Raw genomic sequence first — 18,253 nt, forward strand, 5'->3', positions numbered from 1 at the left:
CGATCACCTGGGTCACGGTCGTGCTCAATGTCTCCGCTGTGCGGTTGAAATCGCGCTGCAGCTGGGCGTAATCTTCGGGCAGATGTTCGTTGATACGGACCGTCAGATCTCCTTTTGAGAGTGTGGCCAGACGACTGGAGATAACCTGAACGACATCGGCACGTTCGGCGTCACGGGCCTGTTGATGGCCTTTCATCGCCTCTTGCTGCTCAAGTTTCTCGCGGAAGGCCTCCAGCGTGCGGGCCATTTCGCCGATTTCGCTGCGGGCCCGCGTGTAGGGAACATCCGCATGGGTTTCACCCTCCGCCATGGAAGCCATCCGCGCTTTCAGCCTGTTGATCGGCCCGGTGACACTGCGCAAAAGAACCGTCGATGCGATCATCAGCAAAACAAGGCTCACCCCGAGTGTGATCATCGATTCGATCCGCATCTGAGCCAGGTCCGCTTGGATGTCCGATACATAGGAACCGGTGCCGATGATCCAGCCCCAAGGTTCAAACGCCTGCACATAGCCGATTTTCTGTTCTGGCGTGGTCTGCCCTGGTTTCTGGAACCAGTAGCGGACAGATCCGGCACCATCGCTGGCGGCAACCTTGCCAAGTTCCTGGAAAACCTTCATGCCCTTCACGTCCTCGAAGCCGGACCGATCTGTGCCAACCCAATCCGGCACCATCGGGTGCGCCCGCACAATCAAGTCCTGGTCGAAAGCGAAGAGATATCCGGATGTCTCGAAGCGGATTTTTTCAATCACCTCACGCCCTTGGGCGCGCGCCTCATCAGCAGTTAGGTCGCCCGACTGCACCCGGGCTTCAAGATCAGCAAGCAAGCTGATCGAGGTGTCGATGATGTTGTGCAGCTCGCGGTCGCGCATTGCATAGGCATTATCGACAGCGCGTGACAGCAGCAGGACGGTCAACAGCACGGAAAGTGCGAGCGCCATCGCCACCACTGCGTAGATACGGATGGGAAGACGATAGAAAATGGACGGCATCGGTCACTTGATCCTTTAAGGAATTAGATTTCCCGACCCTATGCCGCTGCCCCCTAACAAAGCGTTAGGTCAACCTCTTCAATTGCCCGTTTTGCACCGATATTACGTAGAGTTTCGATCTGTTTTCTTAAGGTGTTTGAAACCCGCAAAAGTTAAGGCCCGGCCCTGTTTATCTGCGAATCTGCAACCCCTGCCAAGCGGTGGAAAACGGCCCCAGGGCGGGGCCGTTTCATCAAATTTGCAGCGCCGATATACTTGGTATCACTGAACTGACAACATGCCCTTCTCGGACGCCAGTTCGCGCATTTTCTTCTGCAGCTTCTCGAAGGCGCGTACTTCGATCTGGCGGATCCGCTCGCGGCTGACACCGTATTGAGTGCTAAGGTCCTCCAGCGTCTTTGCCTGATCGGCCAGACGGCGCTGGGTCAAAATATCCTTCTCGCGGTCATTCAACACCTCAAGCGCGCTGGCCAGAAGTTCACGCCGCGCCTCAAGCTCATCGCGTGCCTCATAATCACCGGCCTGATCGGCATCTTCGTCTTCCAGCCAATCCTGCCACTGCATGGTGCCCTCGCCCTCGCTGCCCACAGTGGCATTGAGGGAGGCGTCCCCACCGGACATACGCCGGTTCATGGAGATCACCTCGGCTTCGGTCACGCCAAGGTCGGTGGCAATTTTCTTGACGCTGTCAGGGTGCAGATCCCCCTCCTCCAGCGCGCCGATACGGGCTTTGGCCTTGCGCAGATTGAAGAACAACTTCTTCTGTGCCGAAGTGGTGCCCAGCTTCACCAGCGACCATGAGCGCAAGATATATTCTTGGATCGAAGCACGAATCCACCACATCGCGTAAGTTGCGAGGCGAAAGCCCTTCTCGGGGTCAAACCTTTTCACCGCCTGCATCAAGCCGACATTGGCCTCGGAGATCACCTCAGCCTGTGGCAGACCGTAACCACGATAGCCCATGGCAATTTTCGCAGCCAGTCGCAGGTGCGACGTCACCATCTTATGGGCAGAGGCACTGTCTTGCTCTTCCACCCAGCGCTTGGCCAGCATGTATTCTTCTTCCGGCTCCAACAAAGGGAACTTGCGGATTTCCTGAAGGTACCGGTTCAACCCGCCTTCGGGGGTTGGTGCGGGCAGATTTGCATAATTCGCCATTTTTCGTGTCCCTCCCAATGTATAAGGACTTAACATCTCGTCATATGGGTTAACGCACAGCCCCGTTCAAGAGTTGCCGATTTTATCTCTTATAGAAATCAGAAGAAAAGCGGTCTGTGATTGAGTTCACAACAATTTGCAGGCCAAAAGCCGCGCTACCAATTCGGCGACGCGGGGAATCATACCTACAGTTCAGTATGTTACCAAGCAAGAGGCGGATTTAGGTACCCGCGGCGCCCAGCTTTTGCAGCAAATGCGCCATATCTTCCGGCAGGGGCGCCTCAAACCGCATGGCGTCGCCTGTGACCGGGTGGATGAACCCAAGAACCGCCGCATGCAGCGCCTGACGCGGGAAGGTCTGGATGGCAGCGGCGGTGTCTTCCGGCAGTGATTTTGCCGCCAGCTTGCGCTTGCCGCCATAAACAGGGTCCCCAACCAGCCCATGCCCCGCATGCGCCATATGCACGCGAATCTGATGGGTGCGCCCGGTTTCCAGCCAACATTCGATCAATGCGACAACTGGCGGTGTGCCAAAGGCATCGACGATGCGCGCGCGGGTGATGGCATGACGGCCGCCCTGAAACAGAACCGCCTGCCGCTGCCGGTCGGTCTTGTGACGGGCCAACTGGGTGGTCAGCTTCAGGATATTGCCCGGCTCGAAACTGGTGCCCTTAACCCCACGCAAGCGAGGATCGTTGGCGTCGGGCACACCGTAGCAAATCGCGCGGTAGTAGCGTTCCACTGTGTGTTTCTCAAACTGCGCCGCCAACCCCTGATGGGCGGCGTCGGATTTGGCCACCACCAACAACCCGCTGGTTTCCTTATCGATGCGATGAACAATGCCGGGACGTTTGACACCGCCCACGCCGGAGAGATTGTCGCCGCAGTGATGCAGCAGCGCGTTGACCAGCGTGCCAGACGGCGTGCCGGGCGCCGGATGCACGACCATACCTGTGGGTTTGTTGACGACGATCAGGTCGTCATCTTCATAGATGACTTCAAGCAGGATGTCCTCGGGGCCTATGTGGCTGTCTTCGGCCTCCTCCACGGTGATCTCGATAACCGCACCTGCCGCCACCTTGGCCTTGGGGTCGGTCACGACCACACCGTCGACCTGCACCTGCCCAGCCTCAATCAGGCGGGCCAGTCGGGTGCGCGACAGGGTGGCTTCCTCTGGCACATCACGCGAAACCGCTTTATCAAGCCGTTTAGGCGGGTTTTCCGCAATGACAAACTCGATCCGGCGGCGGGCCATGACACATCCTTCTGAAACAGATAATCAAAGTGAACCGCCCCAGCTGGTGTTCCTGCGGCGGATGGTGACCACATTGACGGTGATCATGATTTGCGGGTTCTTAGTGGTTCTGACCCTGCTTGTCATCCGTTTGTCTGCATCCGGTCCAAACCTGCCGGAAACTGTCTCCCTGCCGACTGGCGTCAGTGCCCGCGCCGTGACCTTTGGCGACGGCTGGATTGCGGTGGTGACAGATGAGGATGAAATCCTGATCCTGAACAATCTGAGCGGCGCAGTCGAGCAGCGGTTGAAGATCCAGCCTGCCGAAAACTGACGCAAGGCGGCTGTCACAAGTCAACCGACAGAGCCTCACAGGCTTGAGAGAGCGTTGAATTCACAGGATAAAGATGGAAACAATACAGCACAGGCCGGAGCCGGTTTCTGTCTAAGCCGTGATTTTCTTGGGGTGAAGAGTGGTACCACCTCCCCGGCTCGAACGGGGGACCTCCTGATCCACAATCAGGCGCTCTAACCTACTGAGCTAAGGCGGCACTGAGGGCGATTTAATACAGGGGCGATGAGAGCGCAAGAGGAAAGCCGCAAGTTTTTACCCTCAATGTGCAGAGATGTGCCGCCAATGGGACGGGTCGCGCGCACCCAGACATACACCGTCTGACATACCCCGTCTGGCGGCGGCGGGTTCTTGCCTTTAGACTGCTGGCAAGCTAGCAGAACCAGCTAACGCAAGCCCGACGACAGGAGTGCCGCATGAGCATCAATACCGAGCGTGACATCGAAGCCAATATGCAGATCGGCCCCACCGATGCTGGCATGGTGCGCATTTTCATCGAAGCCGATGGCATCGAGATCCCGATGGATTTCGACCCGGAAGAGGCCAATGAAATCGCCGAAGAGATCATGGCAGCCGCTCAGGCCGCCCGCAGCCTCAACACCTGATCTCGGGACCGAACCGGCCCTCAGACACCCCAGGTCCCAGCCGCACCCGGCTGGGGATCACGCAACCGATGCAGGCGACTGGCCGCATCCATCGCGAATTTCTGGATCAGCTTTTTGCGTCTGGCGGCGGGCAGCTTCTGCTCCGGCGCCATGCGGACAATCTCCGCGTCGTAGTCATCTGCAATGATCAGCCCGCTGTCATCCGGCAACAGCTCATTCGGAAACGCCAGATCCACGGCCCAGAAATAACGGTCGCACCACTCCAGATAGCCCTGCCATTTGCTGTCGGACTGGAAATCGGCGCGGCTGGACTTGCACTCTACCACCCATAGCTCGCCCTTCGGGCCAAGCGCCATAACATCAACCCGAAGACCGCGCGCCGGGACGAATTCCTCAACTGTGACAAAGCCAAGCGTCGCCATATGACGCGCCACGCCGCGCGCAAGACGCTGACCGGGGGCAAGATCCTGTACCATGGCGGCAATGTGAACAATTCGTGAACAAATAGCAAGTCCATGCCATGGACCAATCGTTTGATCACGCCCTGTCAACGGCGCTGATTGCTCTGCGGTGACCAACGGCATGAAAAGACTTGGGCCACCCCCTTGTCTCCCCCCTGCCCGCCCCCTAGTTAGAGCGGAGGCGGGTTCTGCCCTTCTCGTGACAGGTAGCATTCCAGTGGCCTTAAGCAATTCCGAGGGAGCTGGCTCTGTTCGGACCCTGGTCCTTTTACCTGGCGCCCACCTGTACATACAGGTCCTCGGGAATCAAAACCGCACGGTTGACTGGTGGTCCCGCCGCATTCCACCACAATTCGATCTGACAAAAAAGCCGCGCCTGAGAGAGGCACGGCTGGTCGATTGGGGGCAAGTGTGCCCAAGCCACATCCACTGCAGACTAAGGGTCAGCGACGCGGCAGCTGTCTGGTGGCTTTCTCGGCGGGGACCCGCACCGGGATCATCTCACGTTTCACATCCGGCGTGATGCGCATTCCGCCCCGCGGGCCATCGTCCTTCCCTGCGAGCGACATCACCGCATAGCCGAACTGTACCCCGGCAAAGACGATCCCGTTCATGAACCACAGGAGCGCAACCGCCAGCAACCCGCTGTCCGATGTGCTGACCAGATGCCAAAGGTTCATTACATTGAACCACAACAGCATCCCGACAAAAGCACCGGCGATGGCAAAGCCAATCACCACATTCTGAATATAGAGTCTCACCAGCTTCGGCATAAAACGCCCTCCTGCTACAGGGAAAACGGTAGCATTCTTTGCAGGGGCGTCCAGCGGCAAATGGCGGACCGGCGGAATTTGACGCATGTTGCCCGGTCTTTGACGCTCGCCTTCGGAAGCAGAATCAAAAAAGCGCGCCACTGGGGCACGCTTTCCAATTGTCCTCACATGACGCTCTATCTTCACCTGGCTCTTTGCATCCCGTTACCAATGGACGCCGCCTGCCAAGCGGGCCTCAAAAGGCCTCGGGCGCTGCCTCGCGGGCCATGTGGTCCAGCACGGCGTTCACAAACTTCGGCTCTTTCCCCTCCGGGAAGAATGCGCGTGCGATATCGACGAACTCGTTGATCACCACCTTGGGCGGGGTTTTACCCGTCAGAAACTCAGCGCCAGCGGCACGGAACAAGGCGCGCAGCGTCGGATCGATCCGGGCAATCGGCCATTTGGCCACCAGCGCACGGTCGGTCATCTGGTCAATCTTGGCCTGTTCGTTGACCGCGCCCTCAATCAGCTTGCGAAAGCTCTTGGAGTCGCCCTCAGCCATTTCATCGCCGTCATAGACTGCACCAAACCGGTGGTCTTCGAATTCGACGATGACCTTGTCAAAGGTCAGATTGCTATGTTCCATCTGAAACAACGCCTGCACGGCATAAAGCCGGGACGCTGATTTCATCTTGTGCTTGTCACTGCCCTTGCGAGCGGCGCCCTGGCTGTCCGAGGTGGTCATGCGGTGGTGGGTCCATTATCTGAGTCGGCCAGTCTGATGGCCTCGGAAGGGGCCTTGAAGCCGACTCCCTTGGTTTGGGCGCCCCATTTACGCGTCAGCGCGATCAGATGCAAGGCCGCAGCGGCAGCGCCGCCCCCTTTGTTCTGATCTTTGGTATCTGCGCGGACCTCTGCCTGCTTGCGATTTTCCACGGTCAGGATGCCATTGCCGATGCACAGCCCCTGCAAACCCATCAGCTGGATGGCCCGGCTGCTGTCGTTGCAGACGGTTTCGTAATGTGTGGTTTCGCCCCGGATCACACAGCCCAGCGCCACATAGCCATCAAAGTTTGAGCTGCGATCGGCGATTGCGATGGCGGTGGGCACTTCCAACGCGCCGGGCACCTCGATCAGCTCGCAGGTGCCGCCTGCGGCCTCAATCTCCGCCTGCGCCCCGGCGACCAGATTGTCGGCGATGTCCTTGTAATAAGGGGCGACGACAATCAGCAGCTTCACTGGCTTGTCAAAGGTCGGGCGGTCCAGCGTGTAGTGGGTTTCATGTGCAGCCATATCAAGCGTCCTTCAACAGAGGTTTGGTGCCAACAATGGTCAGCCCATAGGCATCCAGTCCAACATAGGTGGTAGTGGGCGAATCTGTCAGCAGCACCAGCTCCTGCAGCCCCATTTTCGAGAGGATCTGCGCGCCCAGACCGGTCTGTTTGATGGTGCGCGGGCCCTCGTCGTCCTGCGCATAGAGTGCGCTGCGCGGCTCCCGGAACAGGCAGACCACGCCGCGCCCTTCCGCCGCGATCAATTCCATCGCGCGGGGCAGCTGGCGGGCCGACTTGGGCCCTAGCCCCAGCAGATCGGTCGCCTCATGCAGCGCGTGGGTGCGGGTCAGCACAGGTTCCGGCGTGGTGATATCGCCCTTGATCATCACCACATGTTCGATGCCATGGGTCTGATCGGTAAACAGGCGCATCTCCCAATCACCACCAATCTCGGCGGTGACAGTCTCGCGCGAGGTTTCAACCACCAGATTGTCATTGCGCGCGCGGTAGGCGATCAGATCGCTGATCGTGCCAATCTTCAGCCCATGGGTCTTGCCAAAGGTGACCAGCTCCGGCAGGCGCGACATGGTGCCATCGTCGTTCATGATCTCACAGATCACCCCGGACGGGTTCAGCCCGGCGAGGCGCGAGATATCAACCGCAGCCTCGGTATGGCCCGCCCGCACCAAGACCCCGCCCCGCTTGGCCCGCAGCGGAAAGACATGGCCCGGTGTGGCAAGCGATGCCATAGTGTTATTCTCGTTAATGGCCTCCGCCACGGTCAGCGCGCGGTCGGCTGCCGAAATCCCGGTCGAAACACCCTCGCGCGCCTCGATTGATACGGTGAAGGCGGTTTCATGACGCGAGGAGTTGTTCACAGCCATCATTGGCAGCCCCAGCGCATCAACCCGTTCGGCGGTCATCGGCAGGCAAATCAGCCCTCGCCCATGAGTCGCCATAAAGTTGATTGCCGCAGCATCCGCAAATTCGGCGGCAATCACCAGATCGCCTTCGTTTTCGCGATCTTCGTGATCCACGAGGATGAACATCCGCCCCTGGCGGGCCTCTTCGATGATCTCTTCAATCGGGCTGATTGCATCGCGCAGCTGGGCTTCAATCGGCCCCGGTGTTTCAAAGCTCATTCAGGCAACCTTTCGGTGGGCAGTCGTGGACAGCGGTCTATGCGACCCCCACAGCCCCGAGCAAGGCCGTGGATACCAAAGCGGGATAGACCAGCCATCCCGCAAATACCAGCCCTGCATGCGGCAGACCATAGCCCGGACGCGGCGTCGCCGTCAGCAGCAGGCCTGTCAGTTGGCGGGTTGGATCGTCAACGTGGCAGCGTCCCGACCTGCCAGTCGCCCTGCAGTCAAGCGCTGACGCGCGCCGCCAAGGCGGCGCGCTCGGCCCAACGCTCTGCGCGGCACCTGTGGTGCCGTGACAAGGGGCGGGAGCCGTTTGCCTCAGCTGTAGACGGTCGTTCCAGTCGGCGTAGGTGACCCGGATCAGCCTGCTTCGTTCAACCGCGCGACATAGCGGGCCAGCGTGTCGATCTCCAGGTTCACCGCATCACCGACAGCCACATCCCCCCAGGTTGTAACCTCTTTGGTGTGCGGGATGAAATTGATGCCGAAATCACAGCCCTCCACATCATTCACAGTCAGTGAAGTCCCGTTAAGCGCAACCGACCCTTTTGGTGCGATGAAGCGTGCCAGATCCTGCGGCGCGCGCAGGGTGACACGGGTGCTGTCGCCCTCATCGCGGATGTCCACCACTTCGGCGACCCCATCGACGTGGCCCGACACGATATGGCCGCCCAGCTCATCACCAACCTTCAGCGCGCGTTCCAGATTGACCCGCTTGCCAACGGTCCAGCCGTTGCCGCCGATATTGGTCTTGGACACGGTCTCGGCCGAGATCTGCACGTCATACCAATCGTCCCCCAGCGCGATCACTGTCAGGCAGACGCCGTCGGAGGCAATCGAGGCGCCGATATCAATGGTGGCGGTGTCATAGCCGGTCTTGATCCGCGCCCGCAGGTCGCCCTGCTGCTCCAGCTCGGTGATGATGCCGATATCGGTGACGATGCCTGTGAACATGGGCGGGCTCCTGCAAATGCGGTTGTGGCCGTGTTGATCGGCCGGCGCCTCTCTGGTAGCCATTGGACCGCCGCGCGGCAAGCCCCGCTGTTGCCGGATGAACCCGCCCCGCCCTGCAATTGCCCGACACCGATGGCCGCTCTTGCCTTGCGCTGGCCCGGCGCCCTACCCTAGACCGCAGATGTGGTTAAGCCGAATTAGCGGTTAAGCCATTGTTTGTACAATCGGGATATATTTGACCCATTATGCACAAGACCGACGATCCACAGCGCGCTTTCCTGTTTCTGCAAGGCCCCCACGGGCCGTTCTTCGCCAGTCTGGCAGAGATGCTGCAGGCGGCTGGCTGCACTGTCTGGCGCGTCGGTTTCAATGCGGGCGATCAGGCGTTCTGGCGCGACAAGACCAGCTACCTGCCCTATCGCGGCACACCGGAGGACTGGCCTGCACATCTTGAACAGGTTCTGGGTGATCGTCAGATTACCGATCTGGTGCTTTACGGCGACACCCGTCCGATCCACGCGACAGCGGTGTCCGCTGCGCGCGCACGCGGCATCCGGGTGCATGTGTTTGAGGAAGGTTATCTGCGCCCGTACTGGGTCACCTATGAACGGGAGGGCTCCAACGGGCATTCCCGGCTGATGGACATGCCGGTCACGCAGATGACTGCGGCCCTTGCCCTGTCCGACATGGAGGCACCATTGCCGCCGTCCCATTGGGGCGATACCCGGCAGCATGTCTTTTACGGCGCGCTTTATCATGGCTTTGTCATGCTGCTCAATCGTGGCTACCGCCAGTTCCGCCCCCATCGGGCGCTGCCGGTCACCCGCGAATTTCAACTATATCTGCGCCGCCTGCTGCTGATGCCGTTCCAGGCACTTGAGCGTCGGGTCGCCACAAGACGCATCCGCAACGGCGGTTTCCCCTACCACCTGGCGCTGCTGCAACTGGAACATGACAGCGCCTTTCAGGAGCATTCGCCCTTTGCCAGCCTGACGGATTTCCTGACCGACGTGTTTCAAGGCTTCGCTGAGGGTGCGCCACGTCATCACCACCTCGTCGTCAAGGCGCATCCGCTTGAGGACGGCCGGGTTCCGATCCGGCGCACGGTCCGTCAGCTGGCCAAACGCTACGGGCTGGAACATCGCGTGCATTACGTGCGCGGCGGCAAACTGGCCGCCCTGCTGAACGAGGCCCGCACAGCTGTTACCGTGAATTCAACCGCAGGTCAGCAGGTGCTCTGGCGCGGCATCCCGCTGAAGGTGTTCGGCAAGGCTGTCTATGACAAGCCAGAGTTTGTTTCGACCCAACCGCTGGCGGACTTCTTTGCCGCGCCCGCAAGGCCGGACAACCGCGCCTATAAGGACTATCGCCGCTATCTTCTGGAAACCTCGCAACTTCCCGGTGGCTTCTATTCCCGCAAGGGTCGCCGTCAACTGCTGCGGCAGGTGGTGGATATGATGCTGGCGGCAGAAGACCCCTATCAGGCGCTGATGCAGGGGACAGCGGCACCGCGGCAACAGTTGCGTGTGGTGAGCTGAGGCGCCACATCTCTAAGGCTGGATTTTTTCAAGACACTGCGCTAGCTTGGCCCCAAAACTTGAGGCAAAACAATAATAGGTCGAGGAGACCGAGCAGTGAAAACCGTTCCCTTTCAATGGGCGCGACCGGTTGCGATTCTGGCCGCAGTCTCGCTGGCCGCATCCTGTGGCCTTCCCCAGGTCGGCCCGAACAAGCGTCAGATCTACGCCGGTTCCGTGCAAAAAGAAGGCGATGCCTTCATCGTCTCGGTCAATGACCGCGTCACCCGTGCAACCGCTGTTGTGCCCGCGCTCGGGTTTTCTGACAGTTTCCGCAGCGCCGGTCGGCTGACCTCCGATGTGATCCGCCCCGGCGACGTTCTTGGCCTCACGGTCTGGGAAAACGTCGACGACGGGTTGCTGGCGGCTGAAACAACCAATGCCACGGTTCTGGAAGAAGTCCAGGTCGACAGTGCCGGCTTCATCTTCGTCCCCTATGCAGGGCGGCTGCGCGCCTCCGGCAATACGCCGGATCAGCTGCGCCGCACCATCACCAAGAAACTGGAAGACCAGACCCCGGACCCACAGGTTCAGGTACGCCGACTTGCAGGCGATGGCGCAACCGTCAGCCTGACCGGGGCCGTAGGTGGACAGGGCGTTTACCCGATTGAACGCCCGACGCGGACGTTGGCGACCATGCTGGCCCGTGCAGGCGGCGTAGCGATTGAGCCTGAAAACGCCCAGATCACCGTCATTCGTGGCGCCGAGCGTGGCACCATCTGGTTCCAGGATCTTTTCAAACATCCAGAGCTGGACATTGCCCTGCGCGGCGGTGACAAAATCCTGGTGGAAGAGGACAGCCGGTCCTTCACCGCATTGGGCGCCACCAGCGCGCAGGCGCGCGTCCCGTTTGAAAGCCAGAACCTCTCCGCCCTTGAAGCGATTGCGCAGGTCGGCGGTCTGGTCTCCACCGCGTCGGATCCCACCGGCGTCTTTGTGTTGCGCAATGAACCTGCTGAAATCGCCAACCAGGTCCTGGGGCGCAATGATCTGATCGGTGCGCAGCGGCTGGTCTATGTGCTGAACCTGACCAAACCCAACGGGCTGTTTGTGGCACGCGACTTTGTCATCCGCGATTCCGATACGCTCTACGTGACAGAGGCGCCCTACGCCCAGTGGACCAAGACGATTTCCCTGCTGGCCAGCCCGCTGGCCCCCATCGCCAGCGTCGAAAGTTTGGCCAGCGGCGGCTGATGACATGACGGGACAATACCCGACGACCAAGGCCGGGGGCGCGCGCTCCCGGCTTTTTTATTACAACGCCGGCTTCCTGCGTCAAAAGCGGCTGCGGCGCATCCTGTCACTGGCCGGGTATGACCTGCGCCTCGGCAAACCAACCGCCGATGATCTGGTCGCGGTTTGGGGCAATGCTGATACCGCCCATCGTGGCCATGCTGTGGCTGAGGCCCACGGCTGTGAGCTGTTGCGGGTCGAGGACGCTTTCCTCCGCTCGATCCATCCCGGTCGCGCGGGAGAGCCGCCATTGGGACTGTTGCTGGACCGCTCCGGGTTGCATTTTGACCCTGCAACCCCCTCCGATCTGGAGCAGCTGCTGGCCTCGCATCCGCTGGATGACAGCGCATTGATGCGGCGCGCGCGGCGCGCCATCGCACGACTGCAGGACGCCCATCTGAGCAAATACAACGCCTATTCACCGCAGGCACCGGTCCCTGATCCCGGTTACGTGCTGGTGATTGATCAGGCTCGTGGTGATGCCTCGGTCCGTGCCTCGACCCCGTTCGAGGGCACTGATCATGCGCGATTTCAGGAGATGCTCTATTGCGCCCAGGATGAACATCCGGGCGCCCGTATCATCATCAAATCCCACCCAGAAGATCGCGCAGGCCACCGCCCCGGCTACTACAGCGCGGCAGACGCGCAGGGCCGGGTTGAAATCCTTGACGCGCCGGTGTCGCCCTGGGCGCTGCTGGAGGGCGCAATCGCTGTCTATACTGTATCGTCGCAAATGGGGTTTGAGGCGATCCTCTGCGGCCACAGGCCCCGTATCTTTGGCCAGCCCTTCTACGCTGGCTGGGGCCTCAGCGAAGATGAATTCCCCATCACCCGGCGTCAGCGCCGCCTGACCCGCGCGCAGCTGTTTGCAGCCGCCATGATCCTTTATCCCACATGGTACAGCCCCCATCACGACCGTCTGTGCGAGCTGGAGGAGGTGATCGACGCGCTGGAGGCAGAGACCCGCGCCTGGCAGCAGGACCGCGTTGGCTGGATTGCCTCTGGCATGCGGCTCTGGAAACGTCAGCCGCTACAGACTTTCTTTGGCCGCTACCGGCGCCTGCGGTTCAGCAACAGCGCCAAGACGGCGAAGGCCAGCGGGCGCAACTGGATGATCTGGGCCGGGCGCACCAGCACCGGGCAATCTCCCGGCGCGCATCGTGTGGAAGATGGCTTTCTGCGGTCGCGCGGCTTGGGCGCGGATCTGATCCCGCCGCTGTCATTGGTGGTGGACCGGCAGGGGATCTACTACGACCCCCACCAACCCAGCGATCTGGAGGATCTGATCGCCGCCCGCGCCACCCTGACGCCGGAGCAGCAACAGCGCGCAGAAGCCCTGACCCAGCGACTGGTGCAGGACAGCCTGTCGAAATACAACCTTGGCGGCACGGTGCCGGACCTGCCGGAGGGGCATCGGGTGCTGGTCGTGGGACAGGTGGCCGATGATGCTTCGGTGCGGCTGGGCTGTGAGAAAATCGCGACCAACGCTGATTTGCTACGTGCCGCGCGCGCTGCAAATCCGGACGCGGTGCTGATCTACAAACCCCACCCCGATGTAGAGGCCGGACTGCGTAGTGGCAGCATCGCCGCTGAGCAGCTGGCGGATGTGGTGGTTCCCGACAGCGATCCGATGGCGCTCTTGGATATGGTACATGAGGTCTGGACGATGACGTCTCTGATGGGGTTTGAGGCCCTGCTGCGCGGGGTGAAGGTCACGACGGTTGGCGCGCCCTTCTATGCTGGTTGGGGGCTGACCACGGATCTGGGAGCCGTCCCGGTGGCCCGCCGCCGTGCACGCCCCTCGCTGATGGGGTTGGTGCACGCCACGTTGATCGACTACCCGCGTTACGTGGATCCAGTCAGCGGCCTGCCCTGTCAGGTGGAATTGGTGGTTGAGCGACTGGCCAAAGGAGAAATCCCCGAACCAAGCGCCGCCAACAGAACACTGGCCAAGCTTCAGGGTCTGCTGGCCACCTACGCCCACCTGTGGCGCTGATCTGCGCGCGCTGCGGCCCCGTGGGGCTCTAGCCCTAGCGCAGGGAGCGCGTCCAGCGGTGCTGGATATCAACCCCGACCGGACGAACATCCAGCAAATCAAAGCGCGGCGCCTCGACCAATGTGTCCAGCCCGAGGCCGCCGATCGAAGACAAGCCATCGCCGCCGATACCCAGCCCTGCGGTGAACCCGATCAGCTCATCCACCAGATCCTGCGCCAGAAGCGAGGCCGCAAGCGCACTGCCCCCCTCGCAGAAGACCCGTGTCAGCCCGGCCTGTCCCAGTTGCTGCAGCACGTCGCCTGCGTCCAGCTGCAACCCGTCCGCCGCGCAGGGCAGCAAGACCGCCCCCAACCCTTCCCAGGCGCGCAGGCGTTCAGTGTCGGCTCCGGCACCGTGGCAGATCCATACCGGAATGTCGCGCGCGCTGCGCGCCAACTGTCCCATCAGCGGCAGATCCAGATGACGCGAAATCACCACCCGAACCGGCTGATGGGTCACGCCAAGATCTCGCACAGTCAACGAGGGATCATCGGCCCTCGCGGTACCGCCGCCCACCATCACCGCATCATGGCGCGCCCGCATGGCATGTACAGCCCGCCGCGCTTCCGACCCGGTGATCCACTTGCTTTCACCTGTTGCGGTGGCAATACGCCCGTCAAAACTGCTTGCCAGTTTCAGGGTAACAAAGGGACGTCCCTGTTCGGTCTTCAGAAAGAACCCGGCATGATCCCGCGCCGCCGCATCTGAACAGACTCCGGTGGTGACCGTGACCCCTGCGTCACGCAACATCGCAAACCCATGGCCTGAGACGCGCGGGTCGCTATCCTCAATCGCGGCGACAACACGCGCGACACCGGCGTCGATCAAGGCCTGCGCACAGGGCGGTGTCTTCCCGGTGTGGGAGCAAGGTTCAAGCGAGACATAGGCGGTTGCGCCGCGCGCCAGCGCCCCGGCCTGCTGCAATGCCTGTGGTTCAGCATGGGGACGCCCGCCCGGTTGCGTCCACCCACGGCCAACGATGCGTCCGTCTCGCACAATCACACAGCCCACCGCCGGGTTCGGCCAGCAGTTCCCCTGTCCGCGCCGCCCCAGCGACAATGCCAGCGACATGAACCTCGCGTCCTCGGGCCGCGCCCGTTCTGCGGGGCTCACTCTTCCGGCGCCACCGGCGGGCGCAGCTCGTGAACGAAATCCTCGAAATCATCCGCCGCCTGGAAATTCTTGTAGACGCTGGCAAAGCGCACATAGGCAACGGTGTCGATCCGGGCCAGCGCCTCCATCACGATCTCACCAATTTTGCTGGACTGAATATCGGTCTCGCCCATGCTTTCCAGCCGCCGCACGATCCCCGAAATCATCTGGTCAATGCGTTCCGGCTCAATCGGTCGTTTCTGCATGGAAATACGGATCGAACGCTCCAGCTTGTCGCGGTCGAAATCTTCGCGTTTTCCATTGGTCTTGATCACAACGAGATCACGCAGCTGCACCCGCTCGTAGGTGGTAAACCGACCGCCGCAGGCCGGACAGAACCGGCGTCGGCGGATCGAGACATGATCCTCAGCAGGGCGCGAGTCTTTTACTTGGGTGTCGATATTTCCGCAAAATGGGCAGCGCATCAGCTGTCCCCCCTGTTCCAGTCCGCCGGTCAACGGGACGCCGCTGCGCCCTTATCCACAACTATATGGCAGCCTCTAGGGTTTGGGTAGAGGTGAATTGCGACCACAAGATGCCGGGGCCTAGACCAGATGCGCGATCACCCTGCGGCTGTGTGGCGCGTCGCGATGCTCGAACAGGTAGATGCCCTGCCAGGTGCCCAAAGCAGGGCGCCCATCGCGCACAGGGATGGACAGGCTGACCGGCAACAACGCTGCCTTGATATGGGCGGGCATGTCGTCCGGCCCTTCATAGATGTGACGCAGATAAGCCATCGACGGGTCAGAGGCCGGAGGCACCAAACGGGACAGATAGGCCAGCAAATCGCCCTGCACCTCCGGATCAGCGTTTTCCTGGATCAACAGCGAACAGGACGTGTGCTGCACAAAGAGCGTCAGCAGCCCTTGGCTGCGCCCGCTCTCCTGCACCCAAGGGGCGATCTGATCGGTTATATCATACAGCGCCTGGCCACGGGTTGTGACGGTAAACTCTGCCTGCATGGCCTCTGCCCCTGGTCCTGATTGTCTTGATCTGGGCGCCTTAGTTGCGGCTGCGGAAGGGGAAAATCCAATCTTCGCATTTGCCATAAGCCGCATTGGCGCGGAACGCATATCCCGGCGTCAGGATATCGCCGGTCCAGTTGCCGGTAAAGGGCGTCACCCCGGCGGCCGCCGGGTCCAGCGTGAAGCGCACGGCAGAGCGGGCACCAGTGGTGGCGCTGGGGCCGATACCGTCCACGGCGTAGATCTTCGTCTGCCAGGACAGCCCCAGGGATTTGCGCACATAGTCTCCCGCGGCACACCAATAGTCTGATTTCAGGGCTCCGGCCCGGCCAATCACCTCAAACTGCCCGGTCCCGGCGGGCACCACCTCCAGCCGGTTGATGGCGCGAAAGGCGAAGGCCGGTGTCGACAGGGCGACCAGCGCCAGCCCGGCGCCCACGGTCCCCAGAATGCGCCGTCCACCTGAGGTGGGGATAATGCGACCCGCTACTTTGGTAGGGCGGGAGGTCAAACGGGAAAAAAAACGCATGGGCAACCTCCTGGTCCGGGGCCACTGTGATCCTTAGAAGCGGGTAAAAGCAGTTGTGCATTGGTGGTCAGCCTGCTGAACACTCAGCCGGTCCCCGACGCGATAGGCGTTGGTCCGCTTCAGCCAGCTGTCGCCACGCTCGCTCGCAACCGGTGTCAGCGTGAAATGCACGGTCGATTTGCGGTTCACCGCCACCCCGGCGCCCAGGCCACGGGCGACGTAAATGTCCTGCCGCCAGCCAGCGCCCAATGCGCGGCGGGCGTAGTCGGCAGCCCCACACCAGAACGCCGAACGAACAGCGCCCTGCGGCGGTGCCACTTCAAACTGGCCATCAGACAGCGCAAAAACCCGCGCCCGGTCAGGGGTGACATGGGCTGTCGGCGCCGCCTCTGCACAAGCTGAGAGCGCAAGCGTCGCTGCAAGGGGTAATGAAAGTAGTCGCATGATGCCAATCCCTGAATAAGTTAATCTGCCGCGCGTCCGGACTGACCCCCTCAGGCCAAGGGGGACGGTGCTGCCAAGCCTGCAAAATGAGTCTCAGACTTGAGATAGGAGGTCGACGGCAGGATTCCAGATACAGAAGGGGGGCGGCCAGTCACAACTGATCACTTTCAGCGAGGCAACGCCACTTTGCCGCGGCGGCGCAACCAAACACCTGGTCACCGCGTTGAGCAGGAAACACCCCCAAGCGAGAGGATCTTTCTATGGCTCAGAAAACCCTGTTCATCACCGGTGCCTCCAGCGGCATTGGCGCGGCAACCGCCCGTGCGGCCCACAAGGCAGGTTGGAATGTCGGGTTGTTTGCCCGCTCCGAAGACAAATTGCACAACCTTGCCAAGGAATTGGGCGGCGGCACCTTGGTCTTGCCCGGCGATGCAACGAAATTCGAAGATCAGGTTGCCGCCCTGCAGCATCTTCGCGACAGTTTCGGTCAGGTGGACGCTGCCTTTGCCAATGCGGGCACCGGACTGAACACACCCGGCACGGAGAAGGGGGATCCGTCAGAATGGCATGATATGGTGCATATCAATATCATGGCGCTGCTCTACACCGCCAAGGCCGCCCTGCCGCATCTGAAACGTCAAAAGGGCCACATGGTGCTGACCGGTTCCGCAGCCGGGCGGGTGCATATTCCCGGCTCAATCTACGGCGCCTCCAAATGGTTCGTCCACGGTTACGGCGGCAATCTTGCTGAAGAGATGAAGGAATGGGGCGGTCGCTGCACGGTGGTTGCACCGGGCATGGTGGACACCGCCTTCTTTGATGAGGCTAAGCCCGACAAGCTGAAACCCGAAGATGTGGCCGATGCTGTCGTATTTGCACTGGAGGCTGATCCGCGCAACGCCGTGCGCGAAGTTTTCCTGATGCCCACCGGCTGACCCGACAGTCGCAGACCTTATCTGTAGCTTACCATCCGGGCGTGGATCACATCCCGTCCGGGTGGTTGCAGCGGCATCATAAGTGCCGTCGGCAGAACGCGCGGCCTAATGGCGGCGTTCAGTTGGAAAGGGTATGATTTCAGCGGTTTGCCCTTCAGTCAGGGCCGTGGCCAACACATCCAGAACATCCGGGTCCGCCGCCTCACCTGCCTCTTCGCCGAAAGCGGCGCAGGCCCGGTCCATCAACATAGCGCGGGCAGCTGGGGCCTCCAGCTCCTCAAGCAACGCGCGATCCTTGCGCATAATATCCACCAAAAATGCATTCGCTTTGGTCAGCGCGCTGAGCGATCTAAGTTTGTCGTCCAACACGATGAGTGCATCGTTCAAATTCGAATTTTGCGGCACTGGACCCCCTCAGATATCGTGAAATTAGTATGTTGGTAACTTAGGTAC

General features: G+C 61.1%; 21 protein-coding genes and 1 tRNA gene. 6 read left to right on the forward strand and 16 right to left on the reverse strand.

Features of this window, described 5'->3' with window-relative positions; translation table 11 throughout:
- The 3 genes from OO25_RS14620 to OO25_RS14630 form a co-directional block, all read right to left on the reverse strand.
- A partial coding sequence (locus tag OO25_RS14620; RefSeq protein ID WP_040180859.1) for a cache domain-containing protein occupies window positions 1–991 on the reverse strand: 991 nt, incomplete at its 3' end.
- Between the two features lie 261 nt (window positions 992–1,252).
- Window positions 1,253–2,149, reverse strand: a complete 897-nt coding sequence (rpoH, locus tag OO25_RS14625; protein WP_040173618.1) for an RNA polymerase sigma factor RpoH — start codon at window positions 2,147–2,149, stop codon at window positions 1,253–1,255.
- A gap of 220 nt (window positions 2,150–2,369) precedes the next feature.
- A complete protein-coding gene (locus OO25_RS14630; RefSeq protein WP_040180862.1) occupies window positions 2,370–3,404 on the reverse strand; it encodes an RluA family pseudouridine synthase in 1,035 nt (344 codons plus the stop codon).
- Here OO25_RS14630 and OO25_RS14635 point away from each other — a divergent pair.
- Window positions 3,403–3,717: a DUF6476 family protein gene (locus OO25_RS14635; RefSeq protein ID WP_040180863.1), complete on the forward strand. Its 315-nt coding sequence runs from the start codon at window positions 3,403–3,405 to the stop codon at window positions 3,715–3,717. The genes OO25_RS14630 and OO25_RS14635 overlap by 2 nt on opposite strands.
- Before the next feature lie 140 nt (window positions 3,718–3,857).
- On the opposite strand, the gene OO25_RS14640 is transcribed toward OO25_RS14635, so the two are convergent.
- A tRNA-His gene (locus OO25_RS14640) sits at window positions 3,858–3,934 on the reverse strand.
- A 217-nt stretch (window positions 3,935–4,151) separates the two neighbouring features.
- On the opposite strand from OO25_RS14640, the gene OO25_RS14645 reads away from it, so the two are divergent.
- Window positions 4,152–4,340: a DUF6324 family protein gene (locus OO25_RS14645; protein WP_014874005.1), complete on the forward strand. Its 189-nt coding sequence runs from the start codon at window positions 4,152–4,154 to the stop codon at window positions 4,338–4,340.
- Between the two features lie 20 nt (window positions 4,341–4,360).
- Here the strand turns inward: OO25_RS14645 and OO25_RS14650 are convergent, their stop codons facing one another.
- The 6 genes from OO25_RS14650 to OO25_RS14675 form a co-directional block, all read right to left on the reverse strand.
- The gene (locus OO25_RS14650) at window positions 4,361–4,816 is read right to left on the reverse strand and encodes an MmcB family DNA repair protein (RefSeq protein ID WP_040173627.1); all 456 of its coding nucleotides are present in this window, start codon (window positions 4,814–4,816) and stop codon (window positions 4,361–4,363) included.
- A 428-nt stretch (window positions 4,817–5,244) separates the two neighbouring features.
- Complete coding sequence (locus OO25_RS14655) at window positions 5,245–5,574, reverse strand: hypothetical protein (RefSeq protein WP_040173630.1); 330 nt, start codon at window positions 5,572–5,574, stop codon at window positions 5,245–5,247.
- A gap of 235 nt (window positions 5,575–5,809) precedes the next feature.
- Complete coding sequence (nusB, locus tag OO25_RS14660) at window positions 5,810–6,301, reverse strand: transcription antitermination factor NusB (protein WP_040180865.1); 492 nt, start codon at window positions 6,299–6,301, stop codon at window positions 5,810–5,812.
- Entirely contained in the window at window positions 6,298–6,849 is a 552-nt protein-coding gene (locus OO25_RS14665) for a 6,7-dimethyl-8-ribityllumazine synthase (RefSeq protein ID WP_014874001.1), read from the reverse strand. The genes nusB and OO25_RS14665 overlap by 4 nt, the downstream gene beginning before the upstream one ends.
- A 1-nt stretch (window position 6,850) precedes the next feature.
- On the reverse strand, window positions 6,851–7,972 hold the full coding sequence (ribB, locus tag OO25_RS14670) for a 3,4-dihydroxy-2-butanone-4-phosphate synthase (RefSeq protein WP_040173635.1): 1,122 nt from the start codon (window positions 7,970–7,972) through the stop codon (window positions 6,851–6,853).
- Between the two features lie 363 nt (window positions 7,973–8,335).
- Window positions 8,336–8,929, reverse strand: coding sequence for a riboflavin synthase (locus tag OO25_RS14675; RefSeq protein WP_040180867.1), 594 nt, complete (start codon window positions 8,927–8,929; stop codon window positions 8,336–8,338).
- A gap of 245 nt (window positions 8,930–9,174) precedes the next feature.
- On the opposite strand from OO25_RS14675, the gene OO25_RS14680 reads away from it, so the two are divergent.
- The 3 genes from OO25_RS14680 (at window position 9,175) to OO25_RS14690 (ending at window position 13,735) form a co-directional block, all read left to right on the forward strand.
- Entirely contained in the window at window positions 9,175–10,467 is a 1,293-nt protein-coding gene (locus OO25_RS14680) for a capsule biosynthesis protein (RefSeq protein ID WP_040180868.1), read from the forward strand.
- A gap of 96 nt (window positions 10,468–10,563) precedes the next feature.
- Window positions 10,564–11,700: a polysaccharide biosynthesis/export family protein gene (locus OO25_RS14685; RefSeq protein ID WP_024097976.1), complete on the forward strand. Its 1,137-nt coding sequence runs from the start codon at window positions 10,564–10,566 to the stop codon at window positions 11,698–11,700.
- A 4-nt stretch (window positions 11,701–11,704) separates the two neighbouring features.
- Complete coding sequence (locus OO25_RS14690; protein ID WP_040180870.1) at window positions 11,705–13,735, forward strand: capsular polysaccharide biosynthesis protein; 2,031 nt, start codon at window positions 11,705–11,707, stop codon at window positions 13,733–13,735.
- 34 nt (window positions 13,736–13,769) lie between these two features.
- On the opposite strand, the gene ribD is transcribed toward OO25_RS14690, so the two are convergent.
- The 5 genes from ribD to OO25_RS14715 form a co-directional block, all read right to left on the reverse strand.
- Window positions 13,770–14,888, reverse strand: coding sequence for a bifunctional diaminohydroxyphosphoribosylaminopyrimidine deaminase/5-amino-6-(5-phosphoribosylamino)uracil reductase RibD (gene ribD, locus OO25_RS14695; protein ID WP_369808870.1), 1,119 nt, complete (start codon window positions 14,886–14,888; stop codon window positions 13,770–13,772).
- Entirely contained in the window at window positions 14,885–15,352 is a 468-nt protein-coding gene (nrdR, locus tag OO25_RS14700) for a transcriptional regulator NrdR (protein ID WP_014873994.1), read from the reverse strand. Before nrdR ends, ribD begins: the two co-directional genes overlap by 4 nt.
- A gap of 120 nt (window positions 15,353–15,472) precedes the next feature.
- Window positions 15,473–15,889, reverse strand: a complete 417-nt coding sequence (locus tag OO25_RS14705) for a secondary thiamine-phosphate synthase enzyme YjbQ (protein WP_040180874.1) — start codon at window positions 15,887–15,889, stop codon at window positions 15,473–15,475.
- A gap of 40 nt (window positions 15,890–15,929) precedes the next feature.
- Complete coding sequence (locus OO25_RS14710; protein ID WP_040180875.1) at window positions 15,930–16,421, reverse strand: hypothetical protein; 492 nt, start codon at window positions 16,419–16,421, stop codon at window positions 15,930–15,932.
- A 33-nt stretch (window positions 16,422–16,454) separates the two neighbouring features.
- Window positions 16,455–16,865, reverse strand: a complete 411-nt coding sequence (locus OO25_RS14715) for a hypothetical protein (protein WP_040180877.1) — start codon at window positions 16,863–16,865, stop codon at window positions 16,455–16,457.
- A gap of 260 nt (window positions 16,866–17,125) precedes the next feature.
- Here OO25_RS14715 and OO25_RS14720 point away from each other — a divergent pair, with 260 nt between their 5' ends.
- Window positions 17,126–17,800, forward strand: a complete 675-nt coding sequence (locus OO25_RS14720; RefSeq protein WP_040180879.1) for an SDR family oxidoreductase — start codon at window positions 17,126–17,128, stop codon at window positions 17,798–17,800.
- Window positions 17,801–17,905: 105 nt separating this feature from the next.
- Here OO25_RS14720 and OO25_RS14725 read toward each other — a convergent pair whose 3' ends face one another.
- Window positions 17,906–18,187 (reverse strand): hypothetical protein, encoded by a 282-nt coding sequence (locus tag OO25_RS14725; RefSeq protein ID WP_242407049.1) that lies wholly within the window; start codon window positions 18,185–18,187, stop codon window positions 17,906–17,908.
- Window positions 18,188–18,253 lie beyond the last annotated feature (66 nt).

Source organism: Phaeobacter sp. S60 (assembly GCF_000826845.1).
Classification (GTDB): domain Bacteria; phylum Pseudomonadota; class Alphaproteobacteria; order Rhodobacterales; family Rhodobacteraceae; genus Phaeobacter; species Phaeobacter piscinae.